This is a genomic window from Paenibacillus sp. OAS669 (assembly GCF_014873645.1).
GTDB lineage: Bacteria > Bacillota > Bacilli > Paenibacillales > NBRC-103111 > Paenibacillus_S > Paenibacillus_S vulneris.
Map to the genome: position 1 here is coordinate 153592 of NZ_JADBDR010000006.1, position 18834 is coordinate 172425.

Annotated in this window: 16 protein-coding genes; 6 read left to right on the forward strand and 10 right to left on the reverse strand. The window is 53.8% G+C overall.

Translation table 11 applies throughout. The features are described from left to right. Positions 1-28: 28 nt before the first annotated feature. Complete coding sequence (locus tag GGC63_RS15185; RefSeq protein ID WP_192703214.1) at positions 29-934, reverse strand: LysR family transcriptional regulator; 906 nt, start codon at positions 932-934, stop codon at positions 29-31. Positions 935-1044: 110 nt separating this feature from the next. Here GGC63_RS15185 and aroA point away from each other — a divergent pair, with 110 nt between their 5' ends. Both aroA and GGC63_RS15195 read left to right on the forward strand, forming a co-directional pair. After that, the gene (gene aroA, locus GGC63_RS15190) at positions 1045-2400 is read left to right on the forward strand and encodes a 3-phosphoshikimate 1-carboxyvinyltransferase (protein WP_192703017.1); all 1356 of its coding nucleotides are present in this window, start codon (positions 1045-1047) and stop codon (positions 2398-2400) included. A 229-nt stretch (positions 2401-2629) separates the two neighbouring features. After that, the gene (locus GGC63_RS15195) at positions 2630-3493 is read left to right on the forward strand and encodes a stalk domain-containing protein (RefSeq protein ID WP_192703018.1); all 864 of its coding nucleotides are present in this window, start codon (positions 2630-2632) and stop codon (positions 3491-3493) included. A 68-nt stretch (positions 3494-3561) separates the two neighbouring features. Here the strand turns inward: GGC63_RS15195 and GGC63_RS15200 are convergent, their stop codons facing one another. The 7 genes from GGC63_RS15200 to GGC63_RS15230 all read right to left on the reverse strand — a co-directional run bounded on the left by GGC63_RS15200 (position 3562) and on the right by GGC63_RS15230 (position 13092). Then, the gene (locus GGC63_RS15200; protein WP_192703019.1) at positions 3562-4752 is read right to left on the reverse strand and encodes a YncE family protein; all 1191 of its coding nucleotides are present in this window, start codon (positions 4750-4752) and stop codon (positions 3562-3564) included. 101 nt (positions 4753-4853) lie between these two features. After that, complete coding sequence (locus tag GGC63_RS15205; protein WP_192703020.1) at positions 4854-6323, reverse strand: S-layer homology domain-containing protein; 1470 nt, start codon at positions 6321-6323, stop codon at positions 4854-4856. A 230-nt stretch (positions 6324-6553) separates the two neighbouring features. Continuing rightward, complete coding sequence (gene pdaA / locus GGC63_RS15210) at positions 6554-7351, reverse strand: delta-lactam-biosynthetic de-N-acetylase (protein WP_192703021.1); 798 nt, start codon at positions 7349-7351, stop codon at positions 6554-6556. Positions 7352-7408: 57 nt separating this feature from the next. After that, a complete protein-coding gene (locus tag GGC63_RS15215; RefSeq protein ID WP_192703022.1) occupies positions 7409-8701 on the reverse strand; it encodes a polysaccharide deacetylase family protein in 1293 nt (430 codons plus the stop codon). Positions 8702-8715: 14 nt separating this feature from the next. After that, positions 8716-9903, reverse strand: coding sequence for an MFS transporter (locus tag GGC63_RS15220; protein WP_192703023.1), 1188 nt, complete (start codon positions 9901-9903; stop codon positions 8716-8718). 62 nt (positions 9904-9965) lie between these two features. Next, complete coding sequence (locus GGC63_RS15225) at positions 9966-11102, reverse strand: MGDG synthase family glycosyltransferase (RefSeq protein ID WP_192703024.1); 1137 nt, start codon at positions 11100-11102, stop codon at positions 9966-9968. 457 nt (positions 11103-11559) lie between these two features. Then, on the reverse strand, positions 11560-13092 hold the full coding sequence (locus GGC63_RS15230; protein WP_192703025.1) for an AraC family transcriptional regulator: 1533 nt from the start codon (positions 13090-13092) through the stop codon (positions 11560-11562). A 645-nt stretch (positions 13093-13737) separates the two neighbouring features. Between GGC63_RS15230 and GGC63_RS15235 the strand changes: the two genes are divergently transcribed. Further along, complete coding sequence (locus tag GGC63_RS15235) at positions 13738-13902, forward strand: hypothetical protein (protein WP_192703026.1); 165 nt, start codon at positions 13738-13740, stop codon at positions 13900-13902. Positions 13903-14015: 113 nt separating this feature from the next. On the opposite strand, the gene cidR is transcribed toward GGC63_RS15235, so the two are convergent. Next, complete coding sequence (cidR, locus tag GGC63_RS15240) at positions 14016-14906, reverse strand: cidABC operon transcriptional activator CidR (RefSeq protein ID WP_192703027.1); 891 nt, start codon at positions 14904-14906, stop codon at positions 14016-14018. Between the two features lie 108 nt (positions 14907-15014). Here cidR and GGC63_RS15245 point away from each other — a divergent pair, with 108 nt between their 5' ends. Continuing rightward, positions 15015-15386, forward strand: a complete 372-nt coding sequence (locus tag GGC63_RS15245) for a CidA/LrgA family protein (protein ID WP_192703028.1) — start codon at positions 15015-15017, stop codon at positions 15384-15386. Then, positions 15383-16060, forward strand: coding sequence for an LrgB family protein (locus tag GGC63_RS15250; protein ID WP_192703029.1), 678 nt, complete (start codon positions 15383-15385; stop codon positions 16058-16060). The genes GGC63_RS15245 and GGC63_RS15250 overlap by 4 nt, the downstream gene beginning before the upstream one ends. 279 nt (positions 16061-16339) lie before the next feature. Here the strand turns inward: GGC63_RS15250 and GGC63_RS15255 are convergent, their stop codons facing one another. Further along, a complete protein-coding gene (locus GGC63_RS15255; RefSeq protein ID WP_192703030.1) occupies positions 16340-17179 on the reverse strand; it encodes a helix-turn-helix domain-containing protein in 840 nt (279 codons plus the stop codon). 109 nt (positions 17180-17288) lie between these two features. On the opposite strand from GGC63_RS15255, the gene GGC63_RS15260 reads away from it, so the two are divergent. After that, positions 17289-18833 (forward strand): GMC family oxidoreductase, encoded by a 1545-nt coding sequence (locus GGC63_RS15260; protein ID WP_192703031.1) that lies wholly within the window; start codon positions 17289-17291, stop codon positions 18831-18833. Position 18834: the final 1 nt, after the last annotated feature.

The window sequence follows — 18834 nt, forward strand, 5'->3', positions numbered from 1 at the left end:
CAGCGGGCCTTTACTGTACAAGGACGACTTACCGGGCAGCATTCCACGCCGGGAACCCGCTCCGCAGCGTCATAAGAAATTGCGAAGCCGCTAACGACAGAGGCATGTCCTTACGAATGGTTATGCCGACCGAGCGGGAAGGAACGGGCTCGGTCGTCCGGAGCTCGGTCAGGCTGCCCGCAGCCAATTCATCCTGAACGAAGGAACGCGTTACGAAGGCGATACCAAAGCCGCGGCGGGCAAACTCTACCAGCAAATCAATGCTGCCGAGCTCAATATCCGCTTCAACAGCAACCCCCTGGCCGGCAAACCACTGCTCAACGAACCGGCGCGTGCTGCTTCCCTGCGACAGAAGCAGAAGCGGCAGTGTTCCAAGCTTCTCCGCCGTCAACGGCTGCTCCCCCAGCTCCTTGTAGGCTTTGCCGGCTACGAAGCAGTCCTGAATGACGGAGAGCGCCGTCACTTCCAGCATCGGATCGGCGATCGGCATATGAACGATGCCGAAATCGATGTGCCCTTCTTTGAGCCTGTGCACAATATCCGGCGTTTTGCCGTGTGAGAGCCGAATGTGTATATCCGGGTAATCCGCGTGGAACGAATCCAGATGCGGAAGCAGCATATGCTTAAGCAGCGAATCGCTCGCGCCGACGCGAAGCTCCCCTCCGGTAAGCCGCTTGAGATTGTTTATTTTGGCCTCTCCGGCATCCAAGAGAGAAAAGGAGGGTTCCACATATTCCAGCAGCGCCTGGCCCTCTACCGTTAGTTTTACGCCCTTGGACTGCCGATGAAACAGCTTGACCCCGAAGGTTTCCTCCATCTGCTTGATCGCATAGCTGACAGACGGCTGTGTGATGTACAGCTCCTGCGCCGCTTTGGTCAGGTTCCCCGCCTTCGCCGTATGATAAAAAATGCGGTACCATTCCAGATTGATCATGATATAAATCCTCTCTATGTCATTATAAAGAAATTGGAATTTCATCTATTTCATTTCCCCTATTATAATCAGACTACATCAAGCATTCAATGTAGAGGGGATGTAGAAATATGGAACATACGATCGGTCAGCCGCACGGGCGGGAGTCTCGCTCTCCTTGGTCCCGCTGCAAGGGGAAGCAAGAGGTTCGCATCGTTCCGCCTCAATCGGCGATAACGGCGAATATTACCATCCCGGGAAGCAAGAGCCTGACCAACCGCGCACTTATTATTGCGGCGCTGGCAGAAGGAAGCTCCCGTCTTGAAGGGATTCTTAGAAGCGATGATTCGTACTGGTGCATCGAAAGCTTGCGTCAGCTTGGGGTTCACATCGAGGTTGAGGAAGAGACGGCCGTCATTCATGGCACGGGCGGAGACTGGCCGAACCGCGAAGGCGAGCTGTACTTCGGGGCGGCAGGCACCATCGCGCGCTTCTTGCCCGGTGCGCTGGCGGCAGGCCGCGGTACGTGGAAGCTGCAGGGCAATCCGCGGCTGAGCGAAAGACCGCTCGCCCCGCTGCTGGATGCGTTGTCCGCGCTCGGCGCCGATATCCGCTATGAAGCAGAACAGGGAAGGCTGCCGCTAACCCTTCATGCGAACGGTCTTCGGGGGGGCGGCGTCAGCATAGCGGGCAATGTCTCGAGCCAGTTCATCAGCGGGCTGCTTCTGGCGGCCCCCTATGCCCGCGAGCCGTTGACCGTGCAAATCGAGGGCGCCGTCGTACAGCGTGACTATGTCGAAATGACGCTCGATATGATGAGGGCCTTCGGCATCGAAGCAGAGCCGTCGACGGACGGCCAATCCGTCCTCGTCCAGCCCGGCAAGTATCAAGCCCAGTCCCTGGCTCTGGAGCCGGATGTCTCTACGTGCTGCTACTTCTGGTCGTTAGCGGCACAGACGAACGGACGCGTCCGCATCGAGGGCATTTCCGACCGGACCCGCCAGCCGGATATAGAGATCCTGGACGTGCTTGAACGGATGGGCTGCACCGTTGTCCGCGGAGACGGGTTCATCGAAGTGGCCGGGCCCCCCCGGCTTAAGGGAGGGTTCACGGCCAGCATGAAGCGGTGGTCCGACCAGACCTTGACGATCGCCGCGCTGGCTCCTTTCGCCGATGCCCCTATTACGCTCACAGACGCAGCTCATATCCGGCATCACGAATGCGACCGGATTGCCGCTATCTGCACCGAGCTCGGCAAGCTCGGCATCCGGGTGGAGGAGCACCCGGACGGCTTGACGGTGTACCCGGGCAAGCCGCAGCCTGCCCTGCTTGATACGTACGACGATCATCGCGTCGCTATGGCTCTGTCGCTGATCGCCGTCAAAGCGGACGGCATCCGAATTGCCGATCCGGGCTGCGTATCCAAAACCTGCCCGGATTATTGGGACCGGCTGAGCGCTTTGGGTGTGGAGGTTACCCTCTCCTAAAGGGCCCTCGAAGCCTTGCAGCTCATCCTATGGGTTTATACAAAGGGAGACCGTGCTTTAGCCGGTCCCCTTTTTTTGATATTATGCGGATCTCCAACAAGGCATCTGAATCAACTTCGAAGATAAAGCCTCATTTTTATTTTATAAAAAACCTGTAATATATGTAACTTTATCCCATTTGCCTTCGTCCACATTATGGAAACCCATATAGAACAGGAGCTGTTAAGCAATGAAAAAACTAATCGCCGGTCTAACTGCCGGAATGCTGATCGGATCAGCAGCAACTGCTTTCGCGTCGTCGGAAGATATCGGAAAACAGGTCCAGGCGGTATTCGCCAAATTCGTGTTCAAGGTGAATGGCGCGGAAAAACCGCTGGAGACGACTCCTCTCGTATACGAAGGAACCGCCTATTTGCCGGTTAGAGAAGTGGCCAAGCTGACAGGCTATGAACTTGTCTATCAAGAAGAGACACGCACCATAGAACTCACGGCCCCTGTCAGCACGCCTGTCACTCCGCCTGCTCCTCCTGCGGCGAAGCCGGAGCCCGAGAAGAAAAGCACACCGGACACTGCACAAACGCACCCGGTCTATTTAAGCGATTTATTGAACACCTTCGCCAACAAAGGCATCAAAAACAGAGGGGGCGGCTCAGGGGATACGGCGAGCTTCGAAATCGATGGGAAGGTATACACGTTGAAGACGATGGGCAGCGATTCGAACGGCCTTATTCTGGACGTCACTCCTTTGCTTGAGGCAAAAATTATAACGCTGGCTGATATAAAAATCGTGAATTCCTCATCGGTGAAGAGCACCCAGGAGAACAAACAAGAGCCGGAGAAGAGCAGCAATAGCGAGACAAAAACAACGAATGGCGTCACTCGCGTGTATTTGTTCGACCTGCTGGATGTGCTTAGCAAGAAGGGAATTAAAAGCAGCAGCGGGGGATCGGGAAATAACGCCTATTTTGAAATTAATGGAAAAAGCTATGTGATGAAAATCGTCGAAATCGACTCTAAAGGCCGCATTCTGGACGTTACGCCTTTGATCGATGCGAATATCATTTCCATTACCGATGTGCCGATTGTCAAATAACCTTCGGCATCCCCTCGTTTAGCCTCATCACAAAGGAAAAAGGAGCTCTCTGCAGCTCCTTTTTCCGGTCAATTTTGCGATTCCTTTATAACGGCAATATCCAGCGGTAAATCCGGCAGAGCCAGCTCCCTCGAAGTCCCATCGGAAAAGTCTACCACCGTAAGCCCGTCCCAGCCGGTGCCGGTAAGGGTAACTCCTCCCGTCAAATAAGCCAGACGTCCGTCCGGACTGCTCGCCGCCATCTGGTGGGGACGGTCCAAAGGAATGATCCGTTCCTCCATCGTCCCGATGTCCAGCACGGTCAAGTTCGGCTTTCCGGTCGCGCTTCCGGCGGCCCCGTTCCCCACAATAAGCATCTTCTTGCCGTCCGGCGTCAGGCTTACCCCCTCCTGATGCGTATTCCCGGTCAAAGGCTCCGTCTCCGACGTTCCCGCAGCCGGGTCCAGAACGACGAGGCCTCTTCCTTGGTAAGGAAGCAGCAGCCGTCCATCCTCCCTTACGATAGCGTAGTGCGGCTTTTCGAAGCCCCCACCTCCCGTGCCGAAAGGCGCTGCTTTCACCTGCCGCGCCGTAAGCTTTTGCGGATTCACTATTGTGACGGTGTAGGAATCATGGTCAATGCTGTACACTTCACTTCCGTCATGGCTCACAGCCACATCGAACGGTCGGATCCCTACCGGAACGCTTCCGGTCATCGCAAGCTTCTCCGTATCCATGATTTCCAACCGGCTGGGCTGGCCCGGCAAGTAGACACCGACATACACATAACGGCCATCCGAAGATACGGCGATGCCCATTCCGCCGGGACGATATTCCCCGAATTTTATTTCCTTAATATGGGACTCATATGGAACCAAAGCCAAGCGTTTGTGCAGCTTGGTATCCATAACCGCAACGCCCTCCGCCGTCGACACATAAGCACGACGGCGCGTCTCATCCAAGGCGATCCCGAATGGAAACGCACCGGCCGTGACCTTGTCTGTTATCCCTTTCTCCCCATCCGTAAAGGAGATGTAGTCGCTTTTGGAGTGCGTGATCATCAGGGTGTACCGCAGCTCGGGCTCCACCTTCCCCGGCGTCTTTACTGCAGGCTCCGCAGGCATCGGGGATGGCTCCGCTGCAGGAGCGGACATCCCTTCCATTCCCCGCTGCGGGGAACATCCCATGATCGCAAGCATGACCCCGATAACCGCAATGACGGTCATGATTCTTTTTTTCATCCGATGATTAAGCATAAGCTTCACCTCTTCTTTTTTCATCCTGCACAACCTATTCTCTGTGGGCCGCCATAGGAAAAAAGAGCGGCCCATTCCCGACAGGCCGCTCCGTATTTCCACCTATTTAATTAACCTATGGTGATTTATTTCGTGGTCAGGCTCACTCCCGCAGCGGTTGCCCAGTCTCCTGCAGGGGCTACTGTGTAAGTCGTTCCAGCGGCCAGCTTCGCTCCGTTTTGCAAATCAAACGTGCCTGTCGCCCCTTTGCGGCTGGTCAGCTTGTATTGAGCCGTAATTGGCGTTCCTCCGCCTGCCGGAGTCAGCGTCACGCTGCGCAGTGCAAACAGCTCATCCTTAGGATCCTGTGTCAATGTCACCTCAATGGAGTTCTCATTCACCTGTGCCGCCGATTGGATGGTCAGCGGAGCGACTTCCTTGGCCGTGAACGTGCCGCTGGCAATAGTAGCCCAATCGGAGGTCACGGTGTATTTCACGCCCGCCTGGAGCTTCTGACCGTTCGGCAGCCGGAACTTAGGCGCCTGTCTGCCGTCCGTAGCCTGGGTGAACGGCACATAGTTCGCAACGATCGTCTCTCCGCCCTCTGGAGTGATGTATACCTGCTTATCTCTCATGGAAGAAAGAATTTTGTACTGTTTGCCGTTGTACATGTTGTTCTCGTCCACAATGAACGCGCCTTTGCGGCTGGAGCTGTAAGAAGCGACCACGTAACCGTAGTCGGCCACCCCATCCTCCAGGCTGGATTCCACCTCGAACGTATCCGCTGTCACTTGCTGTGCGGAACGAAGCGGAAGCTTTTCCGTATTCGCGTTAAACGTCATCGAAGTGCTGCCCTTGTAGCTCATCGTGTAGGTCGTGCCTTCTTTTTGCGGCGTCACGGGAACGATGTAGGTCTGGGTAGCTCCGGACTTCAATTGCGGGATGTTCAATATCTTCAAGCCGTTGTCGAACGTAATGTTCGCTTTGGCTTTATCCACATCCGTGTTCTCTTTGGGAAGCGGCGCAGAGAACGTAACCTGCAGCGTGATAGCATTCAGCGGTGTAATGCTTGTAATTTGAATCGGAGCGATTTGCTGCGCTGCATAAACAAGCAGGGCGGCTTCTCCGCGGGTTGCGAACTTGCCGCTCGCGAATGCGCTGCCGAACTGGCCCTTCACTTGCTCGGCGTCGACCTTCAATACCGCTGCCGTGATCTCAACTAATTGCTCATGAGTGACAGGCTTGTTAGGCTGAAATTTGCCGTCCTCGCTTTTCATGGCACCGATGCTGACAAGGGCTGCGGCATAGGATTGGTACCAATCGCTGGAGGCTACATCGGACAAGTCAGGCTTGCCGGTCGTATTCAATTCTACGTGAAGCGCGAGGGCCACCATCTTGGCAAGCTCGGCGCGCGTTACATTTTGATTCGGTTTGAACTCCTGGTCTCCATAGCCGGAAATGACATCCTGCTTCGCCAATTCTTCTACAGCCGTTTTGTAGGCTGCTGCAGCTCCATTATCGGTAAATTGGACTGCGGCGGAGGCTGCCGGTACGATGGCGGACAAGCCGACAGCCGTTGTAATGACCCATGCTGCGAATTTTTTGCGGTTTATCATCAACTATCTCTCCTTTGGATTTCATCATGTTGCTTGCTGAAAGACTCTAGAGATAGATTACTCCGCAGACCGTTACAATCGAATAAAAAAACCGGGCAAAACATTAAAAAAACATAACAAGCCCAAAGGAGAGAACTCATCCGATGCTTTTAGAAATGAAAAAAAGCTCCTTCTGCAGGAGCTTCATAAATATGGACTATTGCCGTAAGGAATCTCAGCCTGTCGGGCTATTAATATGTCTTCTTCTGCATTTGATCCAGGCTCTTGAACTCATACCCCTGCTCCTTGGCGGCAGCAATAATACGGCCAAGCGCCTCTGCGTTGTCGCTGGAGACGGAATGCAGAAGGATGACGGCGCCCGGATGCAGCTGGCTCATGACGTTATCGTAAGCGTACTTCCAGCCTTTTTGCGTCTTAGGGTCCCAATCGCGGTAGGCAACGGACCAGAATACGCTCGTGTAGCCGAGGCTCTTGCTCTCCGCGAGAATCCGGTTGTTGAATATGCCGCGCGGCGGACGCAGGTAATGCATTTCCTTCTGGCTGGTCAGCTTGCCGACCTCCGCCTGCACCTTTTCGAGCTCTTCTCTCAAGCGCTCGTTGGATATTTGGCTCATATCGGGATGACTCCACGAATGATTGCCAATCAGATGTCCTTCCTCCACCATCCGCTTCACCAGCTCCGGCCGATCCTTGACAAAGTGCCCTGTCACAAAAAAGATGGCCGGAACCTTATGCTCCTTCAGAACGTCCAGGATTCGCCCCGTATAGCCGTTCTCGTAGCCGTTATCGAACGTCAAGTACAGCTCTTTTTGGGTCACATCCCCTAGGAAGATCGCTTCATTCTTCTGGATAATATCCTTGAAGCCCTCCTCGTTAATGGACGCCAGCTGCTGATTTCTGCTTTTCTTGAAACCGAAATGGTAAGGGTCTCCCCCATAGATAGCATCGGCAGCGTGTACGGCGAACGGAGCCATCACAGCACACAGCAGCAGCGAAACGGTCAGCATGGCCAATCGTTTCACAAGCATGTCACCCCTTCATCCTAGAATGTAAGATCAGGGATAATATGCCCTAACAGGGCGCGGTTATGTACCAGGGGAAACGGAATATCTTTTTTGCAGCTCCTTGGTCGATATGGCCAATATTTTGGGTGTCAGAAGCTCCTTCTTGATCTCCAGCCGCTTCTTGCCCTGAGGATGGACGACCACCAGCAGCGTGCGCAAATAAAGCTTAGTCAGTACGAAAAAAATTCCGCGGGGCAAATCGGTTACCGTAAAGCCTAATTGCTTAGGTCCCCGGTTGATCATCGTGATGCCGTATATTCCTTTGACATCCTTCGTCGTCTCATCATTCATGAATCGCTCGGTCATCTTGGGCATAATCTGCTGCACCGCGCGTACCAGCTGGACGGCCAGCTGCATCATCGAACGGGTGTCCATGGCGATGCGGAACATCATTTCATTATTGAAATGAAGCTCAATCACCCGATCCCCTTTGCGGATCTCCTCTCCGTCCGGAAGCGCGATACGTTTGCCGTGATAGGTGCACACCCGGTAATAGAGCAGCCGGTTGTCCGGATCGACAGGCTCCAGCTCAAACCAGGAATGGTAGAGCCCTTCCCATTTCAGCCACAGCGATAACGGGAGCCGCTTGTACCAGCTAAGGCTATCCATTTGCTCGTTAGACCAGCCAATCTCATCTACGGTATGGAACGTAACCTGCTTCCGCTGCATTTCCTCAATAAAGGCATGCAGGGCTTGCAGCATATATTCCGGCGCGTCCGAATTCGCTCCTATCGTCTGGCCGCTATCATGAAGCACGATCACTGCGCCATCCTTGAAGCGCGACAGAAGCCGGTGCTTGATCTTCACGGTGCCTCCGCGGCTCCGCCAATCTCCTACAATCAAGGACCACAGCACCAGGCGAAAATCTTTTAACAGCAAGAAATCGAACAGATTGATAATTCCCCAGGGCGGCCGGTAATAGACCGGTTTTTCGCCGGTAATGCTCTCAATGGCCCCGACGGCATGGTTCAGCTGCCTGCGCACTCTTCTTGGCGTCATGAAGGCATTGGTCCAATGGGAATAGTTATGGATCCCGACCAGATGGCCTTCCTCCTTCATTCGCATGATCAGCTCCGGGTACTGGACCGCCTTCGAACCGAGAACGAAGAACGTCGCCCGAATCTGATACCGCTTTAACAAATCCAGCAGCCGGGGGGTATAATCCGGGTCCGGGCCATCGTCGAAGGTGAGGAATACCGTTCGGTCCGCATTTCCTTTCCGGTAGGCCCCCCAGCCGAACAACCGGACCAGGAGCGTCGGAATAATCGTGTACAAAGCCAGCACAAGGACAACCATCCAGACGAAGTAACCCATTTGAACTCACCCTCCTACTTCTTAAGTGCAGCCATCTTTCCCGCTCCCTCCGGAGGAGCCACGAAATAGTAAACCGCAATGAAGCCTAACAGCACGGCGCTGGTCATGATGGTGAAGCTCTCGCTAAAGGTGTCGGCAATCCAGCCTCCAAGCACCGGCCCGATAATGACCCCGATCCCTTCCACGCTGGAGAAGAGTCCCCATCCCATACCCTGATTGTTTTTGGGAACATATTGGGCGAGAAGCGCATTCCATGCCGGGAGTACCGCCGCATAGGATATGCCTAATAATGCCGCAAGCAGCAGCGAGAGCCACAAATATTTGGCAAAGGTGAGCAAAAATAAGATGACCGCAAAGGCGGTGAAGCCCGCTATGAGAAACCACTTTTTCCCGAACCGGTCCGACAGCTTGCCCATAGGAATCAGAGCCATAACCGTGAACGCGCCTCCGGCAATGAGCAAATAAGAATATTGGGAATAATTGAAGCCAAGAACCTTGGACGCAAAGCCGGGCAATACAGGGACTAACATCCCTGCTGCCGTTGTTTGTAGAGTCATGCCGGGGAGTAAGGACTTCATCGTGCGAAGCCGCTCCCATAGCATGGAGATTTGATCGCGAAGAGGAATTTGTGCAGGAGTCGATGCTTTTTTGTTCGAAATAAAAAAGGACAAGAGCAGGCTGATTCCCCATAATATCATCATGCACCAATAGGAAATGGAGTAGCTGATGTCCATAATGAAGTTGAGTACGACAGGACCCGCCCCCAATCCGGCAAGCCAGCAGGTGTACAGCAGTCCCATATGCTCCGCGCGATGCTCTGGTCTAACCTTGCTTAGACAGACAAGCCAGATCGGCGACATGCCGATACCGAACAAAGCGGAGGCCCCGATGAGGAGCCACAAGGACTTTACACTGTACAACAGCCACAGCCCGCCCAAGGAAACAACGAGCCCGGCCGGCACGATCAATCGGAGCGGAAACCGGTCCAGCAAATATCCGGCATAGCATTTGATGAATGTATCGGTGACATAATGGACCGAGACGGCCCAGCCCACCGTCGTTACGGTAAAGCCCAGCGCATGTACCGCGTACGTCGGAAGGAAGGAGACGAGAAAGGCCCCCCGGACGAACTCAACAAGAAATAAAATAATTCCGTACAATAGCATATGCGCGGCAAAGGATCGTTTAGAAGAGGCTGTCATCGGTGTTCCACCTTCTTCCCTATAACCTATAAGTTAGTTATCCCCTGTTCCATGCGAAATATTTATGAGCCAACAATCACCTTGCGGCCTATCGTGCTGAGCACATCGTCAGCGATAAAGTCCGCCGCGCATTTGGGATGCAGCAGCTTCATTCGACGCTTGATATCGACAGATCGGTATTCCTCTGACAAAAATTGTCTTACCTGCTCCGTCAGCTCCTCCAGATTGCCCGAGATGGACGCCACCTTCTTGCTCTCCAGGAAAACGGCATTTTCCTTTTCTTGACCGGCAAAAGGCTTGAATATAAAAATAGGAATTTGCAGCGCCAGCGATTCCGACAGCGTAAGACCGCCCGCTTTGGACACAATACAGGAAGAAATGGCCATTAACTGATGTATATTATCCAAAAATCCAAAAATGTGTACATCATCACGTCCCGCATACTGCATAAGCAGCTTTTGCTCCAGCTTATGATTTCTGCCGCAAACGACCGCTACCTGGCACTCCTCGATAGAGAGAATGGAGCGGATCATCTCCTCCACGTTGCCGAGCACCCCGTAGGAGCCTGCCAGAATAAGGATCGTAGGCTTCCCCGGGTCCAGCCTCGATTCGAAAGGATTCGGACTGGATCGGTCATACTGGATAAAGTCTCTCCGGATCGGAATGCCGCTTACCTCCACCTGACGTTCGGCAAGCCCCAACGAGATCATCTGCTTCTTCAGCTCTTCCGCGGCAACATAATATTTGTCCATCTCCGGATGAATCCAACGGGAATGAAGGGCGAAATCGGTAATGACCGTAAAGCACGGAATGCCCATGCTTCGGCACAACTCCGGTGTCGCACCGAAGGGAAAAGTATTGATGACCGCATCCGGGCGCTCTTCCTCGATAATTTCCTTCAGTTTTTTTCTGCCTATAATATTGAAATACCGGTTCCATGCCAGGTCCGGCTTGGTTTCCCGGGTCATATAATAGCTCCAGCCGTAATAATCAAGACCGAATTTGGAGGTCTGGGTGCTTTTTAAATATAAGGTGGTTGTAATTGTATTCAAAAGCGGGTGCGCTTCTTTCATGAGATCGACAATAAGAATCTGGTCCGCACCTCGGGCAATAAAGGACTGCTTCAGTGCCCGGGCAGCCTGTATATGTCCGTCACCGTAACTCGCTGTAAGGATCAGGATCCGTGGTCTGTGATTCATGGTAGCCTCCTCCCTGGAACCAATCGCACTACCGTTTTTCCTACTTCCATCATAGTTATTTCCCATATAAAAATAAACCACTCTGCCAACAACTATTCATCTCTGTATCCCCCAGTTATATCTACGTGGATCAAGGGCTCCGCATGCTCCCGGGCAGCCCGAAAGCATAAATTCCCTCCCCAATAAACGCAGCCCAACTTCATCCATTCCGTTGAGCCGCTCACGCAATTGAACTTAACACCAAGCTCCAACAGGAAGCAGCGAGCTCCCCCCGAAAAATACACGGTGTATTATTTTCTATACAATAAAAAAAGCTTGCTGTCCATAGACCCTGAAACCGGATGTATGATGACAGCAAACTTATTGTATCACGCTTTGGGCGGGCATTCACCCGATTTGCATATTAGACGGCGGGAAAGGAGGCTTCCCCTTCAAAAACCGGTGGATTCGAGAAGACTCAAGTCCCGGAGCGCAGCAGGTACTGCACCGTCTGATCGACCAGGCCATCGTGCGCCGAGGCATTGTACAGCAGTGGATCATCATGCCGGATGAAGAAGCAGCGCTTGCTTCTGCGGGTCTGCTTGAGCTCCTTCCAATGCTCGGCCAAGTGGTCGCAAAAGGCCTCCGACTTGGCGGCGCCTACCAGGAAAAGGACATTATCGCAATCCAGGGCGGCAACATCGCTTAGGGAAGTGACATCCATCGCGCCTATATGGTGCGCAGGATCTGGAGGGGTCACCTGAAGGTCATCATAAAATAAATCCTTCATCTTCTTCATTTGCATGCCGAATACGCGAAAGCGCCTTTCATTGGAGGCGTGAACCAGCAAAACCGGTTCTTGCCCGAGATGCTGGCGTATGTGAAACCGCGCATTTTCCACCTTCATATCGAAATATGATAACCATCGCTCGGCGATGCTGGACAGATCGAACAGCTGGCTTATGTCCATCAGCCGTTCCTTCCACGGGTATTTCTTCCATTCGATCTTAACTACCGGTGCTATCTCGCCCAGCGCCCGAAAGATCTCTTCTGTTACCGGCGGGGTCAAAATAAGCTCCGGCTCACTCGAAGCAACAGCCTTCAAAGCCTGCGCCGGTTCATCCATCCAGCCTCTTTCCAGGCATAGATGCGGCGTGATCCCGAGGACGGCCAAATCGCCGCGGAGGACCGGAGAAAGACAGGCGATTTTCTTCTTGGTGCGGGCCGCATAGTCCGTCGGGGTCATCCCCATATGCTTCTTAAACAAGCGGCTGAAGTAATATTCATCCGGATAGCCCACCGAATGGGCGACATCGATCACCGGCGACATAGTGTTCGCCAACAGGGACAGCGAAGCGTCCAGCCGGATCTTCGTAATGAATTTGTGGGGACTGAGTCCGGTTTGCCGGCGGAACGCCTGATAGAACCGGCTCGGGCTGGCCCCGGATAACCGGGCGATATCCTCCATGTCCATCGCGTCCTGATAGCTCCGGAGCATATACTGCCGTGTCTGCTCCACGTAATCGACCAAATCCTGCTCCATTTCGCGCGGCTTCTGAACATACATCATGAGCGCCGCCACCATGGCATACAGATGGGACTGCAGCTGGTAGTACAATGCCGGCTCCATGCTTCCGCCATCGCTGAGAAAATTCTGGATCCAGCTGCGAATTTGCGGCATCCGGAAGCAGTAGAGCTGGACATCGTCCAGCAGCTGCCTGGGAGTGCACTGGAAACGGATAATCAAGAGGTGCGCAGGGGCCGTATTCCTGTTCTCCAGCGCACATCGGGAATGGGGAGGAAGCATAAAGAGCTCTCCGCACAAGGCGGTGCCTGTTCGCTGCTGTTCGCTCACCTGCAGATGGATTTTAACTTTTTCTTGCAGCACAAAACCAAAGGCATGCTCCTCCAAGGTGAATAGTTCCTTGTGCCGCTGAACAGGAAGCTTAAATTCCTCCGCAGCGATGTAGTCCAGACGAAGAGGACGCATGGACTCGTGCCTTTGCAGCATGATAATCACGTCCTAGAATGTTATGCAATCTTTCCTTTCATATTAGATGAAAATGATTCTCATTGTCAAATGAATGAGTCCAGATATGGCCGCGAAGCCTTAGTCAGGACGCTTTTTCAACTCGGACGGTATTCCTATTATTCCCATGCAACCTTTCTCAACCTCCCGCCGTCTATGGAGATGTCGACACGTTTTACCTTATGACGGATTGATCATTCCAGACCATACAAGCAGCTTTAGAAGCGGCACAAAGAAAGAAGTACAACTAGAGAGATGAATACAGATATGAAAAAGGTTATGATTTACAGCTTCCGCTGCGCTGGGTGTCTCCCTGTCGGGGACCTCCGCATTAGCGGCGGCAGAAGGGTGTGAATGATTCTCCCACTCTGTCAACGCTGAACAACGAGACACCTTTGTCCCCCTCGTTCTTCAGCGGCATTCTAGGGCAAGACGAGCATCGACGAGACCGGCGACATTACCATCACCAAGCGCATAATGGACGGCAAGAGGCTGCAGCAGAAGCAACATTCTGCGGCAGCCTCTTCTTCATGGCGAGCAATAGGGCGGATCGGCAAGCCGATAGCCGTCTCAGCTCGGCTCTCCCCCGCATACCGTATTAAGAAGACTGGATTAGGGGGATGAACCATGCTCCGGACACATGTCAAAACATACCGGCAGCGAATTGGAAAAAACCATTATATCATTATTAATATTTTCCAATCGGCTGAGGCAAAGGCAGAGTCTGGCAACGTGCTTGCCAGCAATGCCGTGAACGTGCAAATATACAAGAGCCGCAAAAAAAGGCGTTAAAATCCTCCCGGCAATTTGCGCGGAGCCCTAAAATCTAACCTATTTATAATGAAAAGGACCGTTCCTTTCGGCAATACCGAAAAGGAGCGGTCTTCGTTGTTTCGCAGCAGGACTCACACCGGCTGCCGGAGCATGCTCTGCGTGAAAGCGATCCATTCCCGGGCCGCGAATGACAGGTAGCTGTCCTTACGCCATATCATGGCCAAATGCCAAGGAATCGCCGGCTTTGTCAATGGAATCGTCCGCAGGCGTCTCGTGTCCAGCTCCCGGCAAATGGCCTCCGGCAATAAAGCAATCCCCAGATTAGCGGCCGCCATCTCGGTAATAAAATCCCATTGGGAGCTTTTATAGACGACATTAGGAAAGAAGCCCAGCCTTTCACATTCGGCTATGATCCGGTCGTGCAGGGCGAAATCCTCATGGAACAGGAGGAACGATTCATCCTTCAGGTCCATTAACGAAGCCTCTTCCTTCTCAGCCAGCGGGTGAGATGAATGAACGACCAGCATAAGCCGCTGCTTGACGAAGGAATAGAAGTCGAACAGCTCCTCGTTGGTGGGCAGTAAGATGACTCCGATATCGAGCTCCCCTGCTCCGACCTCCGCCTCTACCTTCTTAGAGCCGTACTCGAACAGCTGCAGCGTAATTCCCGGATACTGCTCGCGAAACTTGCCGATCACCTGCGGGAAAAAGTTAGACCCTACCATCGGAGGAAGCCCGATGCGTATTCTTCCCCGTTGGACCTTCATCAGCTCGTCCAGATGCGAGGTCATCTCCTCGAAGGACTTGACCATATGCTGTGCCTGAGTCAGCAGCACGGCCCCCGCATCCGTCAGCTCGATGCGCCTGCCGATCCGGTCGAAAAGAACAACACCGAGCTCCTCCTCCAGATTTTTGATCATTTTGCTGATCGTGGGCTGGGTAATATAAAGCGCCTGAGCGGCCTTCGTAAAGCTCTTCCAATGGGCGACCTCGAGAAAATACTGCAGGTGCCGCATGTCCAATAGGCTCCCCTCCATCCATAGACAAATGGAATGAAAAACATTCTGTATATGTATTTTACCTATGAAAGAAGCTGCTGTACACTTTTCAAAGGAAAGGGGCTGTCAGCCATGAAAACCATGCTTCAAATTATCCTTCAAGTGCTTCTGTTGATTGTCATCTCGTTTATTATGAACAAGCTCGTCGCGTGGCTACATATCCCTGTTCCGGGCAGCATTCTTGGCATGGTTGTCGTGTTCCTGCTGCTGCAGACCAAGGTGCTGCGCCGTGAATGGCTGGAGGCAGGCGCAAGCTGGCTGATTGCCGAGCTCCTGCTGTTCTTTATTTCCCCGGCCGTCGGCATTGTTGCCTATCCCCAATTACTGGTGAGCGACGGATTCCAGATCGTGCTGGTCGTTGCGTTAGGCACCATCGTCGTTATGGTCTCCAGCGGACTCGTCGCCCAGCATATCGCCAAACGTAAGGAGCGTGCGCAATCATGATCGGAGCCGCCAGCTTGATCGGCACCGTCTTGCTATATATTGTAGCCAAGCGGCTGTACAGGTATAAACCCATGTTCATCTTATCGCCCATCATCATTACGCCATTGGCGCTAATCATCCTGTTAGTATCGACGGGAACCTCCTTCGAATCCTACAATACCGGGGCCCACTGGCTGTCGGATATACTTCAGCCGGCAACGATCGCCTTTGCGATCCCGTTGTCCAAGTATTTTCCGTTAATAAAAAAACACGCGACCGAAATCCTGGTCAGCGTGCTGGCCGGCTCTTGCGCAGCCGTAGCCTCGTCCATTTGGCTTGCTGAGGGGCTGCGGCTTAACGATCAGCTCGTCTTCAGCCTGCTCCCGCATTCCGTAACGACCCCTATTGCCATGAATGTCTCGCAAACGATCGGCGGCATTCCAACGATTACGGCGGTTGCCGTGATGATGACAGGAATATTCGGATCCGTGGTCGGACCTTATATTATACGCATGTGCCGCATCCGTAACGACATTGCCCGCGGCGTGCTTCTCGGTACCAGCTCGCATGGCGCCGGTACGTCGAAGGCCTTTGAATTCAGCAGCGTCTCCGGAACGGTATCCAGCATTTCCATGATCTTGGCCGCTGTCATCACGTTGTTCGTCACGCCCTGGATTATGGCAGCGGTGCTGTAATAATAGTTCCGATATTAAGAAACCATTTCCTTGATTGCTAAGACGAACCGCTTCCGTGTGAATTATGATGGCCTTGTAATCCTCGATTGCGGGCCCCTATTTCGCAGGATGTCAGACAGACGGCCTCGAGCCGTTCTTCCTGAAAAAAAGAACAGCCGGTATGTTTCGAGCACCGGTACGTTCTACACCTTCAAATGTAGGCGTTTACATCGTAGCAGATCGGCGGCATTTTATCGTGAGGAAGCTCTGCTCTCCGAGCAGCAGATCGTCTTTTCTGTTTTAGACCTCCTCCTCCCGGCTCACTTCTTGCATGCGATGCAGCGTCCTATATTTGTTCGGAGGCATTTGAACGGCGTCCTTAAACATGCGATAAAACGTGGAAACGGTTTCAAATCCAAGCTCAAAGCAAATGGAGGCGATGTCCTTGTCCGTCTCGGCAAGCATTTGCTTCGCCAATCCGATTCGGATGTCAGCCAAATACTGCATCGGCGTCATGTTGTACTGCTCTTTAAAAATATTGTTGATGTACCGCAGGCTGATCCCCTGCTTGGCGGCAATATCCGCAGCGCTGACGATTTCAAAGTAATGGGTGTCGATATAATGCCGGATCTTCTCGGCCCTTAAGCTATTCGCATCCGAAACCTGCAGCAAGTGCTGGGAACGGGCGAGCAGGATCATCAGCTCCGATAAGATGATCTTCATCGCAAGCAGCCCAAGTCTGCTCCCGCTTGATTGCTCGAACAGCAGCTTGCGCAGCAAGAGCCTTAATTCGCTTCCGGTAAAAGGATTCGGCTTACATAGCTGGGATTGGTTGAAGAAAGCATGCAGCAGCTCTTCCCGTACCACGGCATCAAAGATCGCCTCGTCAAAAGCCAGCACGAGCACCGTCAGCTTCGAATCGGAAACGATGGAATGCTCCGAATTCGGAACGATTACCGCCACGCGGTCTTGGCCGTAGGACTCCACCCTTTGGTTCAACGTAATTTTGCCCTCACCTTCCAACGCGTACAAAATCTGATGAACTTGATGATGGTGCGGCTTCATCACCTCACCGTCTACATGCTGAAACTCATACATCAGGATTCCCTCAGCCGGTAACTCAATTTTTTGCAAGCTCATATGGAATAGGCTCCCAGAGTTGAAATGCACTGCTTGTTTTATTATATGCTCTCCGTTAAATCGTTCACAAGTGCCAAGAAGATGCGAGTCAAGAAAGGGGTATTTCAAGATGTCGAAACTGCCCGTTGATGTCATCGTTGTCGGTTCCGGGGCCACCGGCGGTCTGGTCGCCAAGGAGCTAACCGGTCATGGCTTCTCCGTAACCGTCATCGAAGCCGGCAAACGGTATAACCCGAACGTGGATTTCGCCAACGCTGAGGCCAACCACGCCAAAATCCAATGGACGGAGCCGCGCGTCTATGCGGGCAAGCATCAGGTCGCTCCCAAAACCGGCATCGGTGTAGGAGGAGGAACGTTAACCTGGCTGGGGGTCATGCCCCGGTTCCATCCGGAGGACTTCCGCACCTACAGTCTGGAAGGCGTAGGGGCCGATTGGCCCTTATGCTATGAGGACCTTGCGCCTTACTACGCCAAGGTGGAAAGAGACTTCGGCGTCGCCGGAGACTGCGGGCCGTTCGCGCCCGAGCCGTATTCCCTCCCCATGCCGGCCCATCGCTTCAGCTGGCATGCCCAGGTGCTCGCGCGCGGGGCGCATAAGTCCGGGGCGCATCCGTTCGCCCCGCCCATCGCCATCAACTCCGTCGAGTACGACGGGCGGCCGGCCTGTACGTACTGCGGCTGGTGTGCCGCGGGCTGTCCGACGGACGCGAAGGCAACCAGCCAGGGCACGTACCTGGCCAAGGCGGAGGCCGCCGGCGTGAAGGTCATCAGCGAGGCGTTCGTGCATCGCGTTCTATACGACGAAGCCGCCGGCCGCGTCACCGGCGTCCTCTACCTGGACGCCGAAGGGCGAGAGCACGAGCTGAGCGCGCAGCTCGTCATTCTTGCGGCTCATGCGGTAGAAACGCCCCGCCTGCTGCTCCTGTCGGCGTGTCCCGCCTTCCCGGACGGACTCGCCAACTCCAGCGGAGCCGTCGGCAAATACATGCTCAGCCATCCGACATGGCAGGTGTTCGGAACGTTCGACGAGCCGGTCAACGCTTACAAAGGCATACAGATGGGGCAGGTCATGGTGCAGGACTACTACAAGCCGGATTCCCGCAACGATTATGCGCGCGGCTATGTTCTCCTGTCCTACATGATGACCCCGGTCACCTACGCCACATTGAGCGGCGATTTCGTAGGCCCGGAATTCAAGCAATTTCTGAAGGATTATCCGTACACCGCCGCCTGGTGGGCTCATGCCGAGGGACTTCCGAGCGAGCACAACACAGTGACGCTGGATCCCGATATCAAGGATCATCGCGGCCTTCCTGCGGCCAGAGTTTCGATCGAATGGCTTGATAACGACATTCGATTGGCGGGCGCCGCCCGGGATAAAGCCGCGGAGCTGATGGAAGCGTCCGGCGCCCGCAAGGTGCGGGTCGGCCTGAATTATGGGGCTCACGCCATGGGAACCTGCCGCATGGGAGACGATCCCGATTCCTCCGTCGTCAATGAGTTCGGCCAGACGCACGACATTCCCAATCTGTTTATCTGCGATACGAGCGTATTCGTCACCGGCAGCGGCCTTAATCCGACGCTGACCGCGATGGCCATCGCCAGCCGGGCCGTGGACTATATCGCCGACCAGGCACGGCAGGGACAACTGTAAC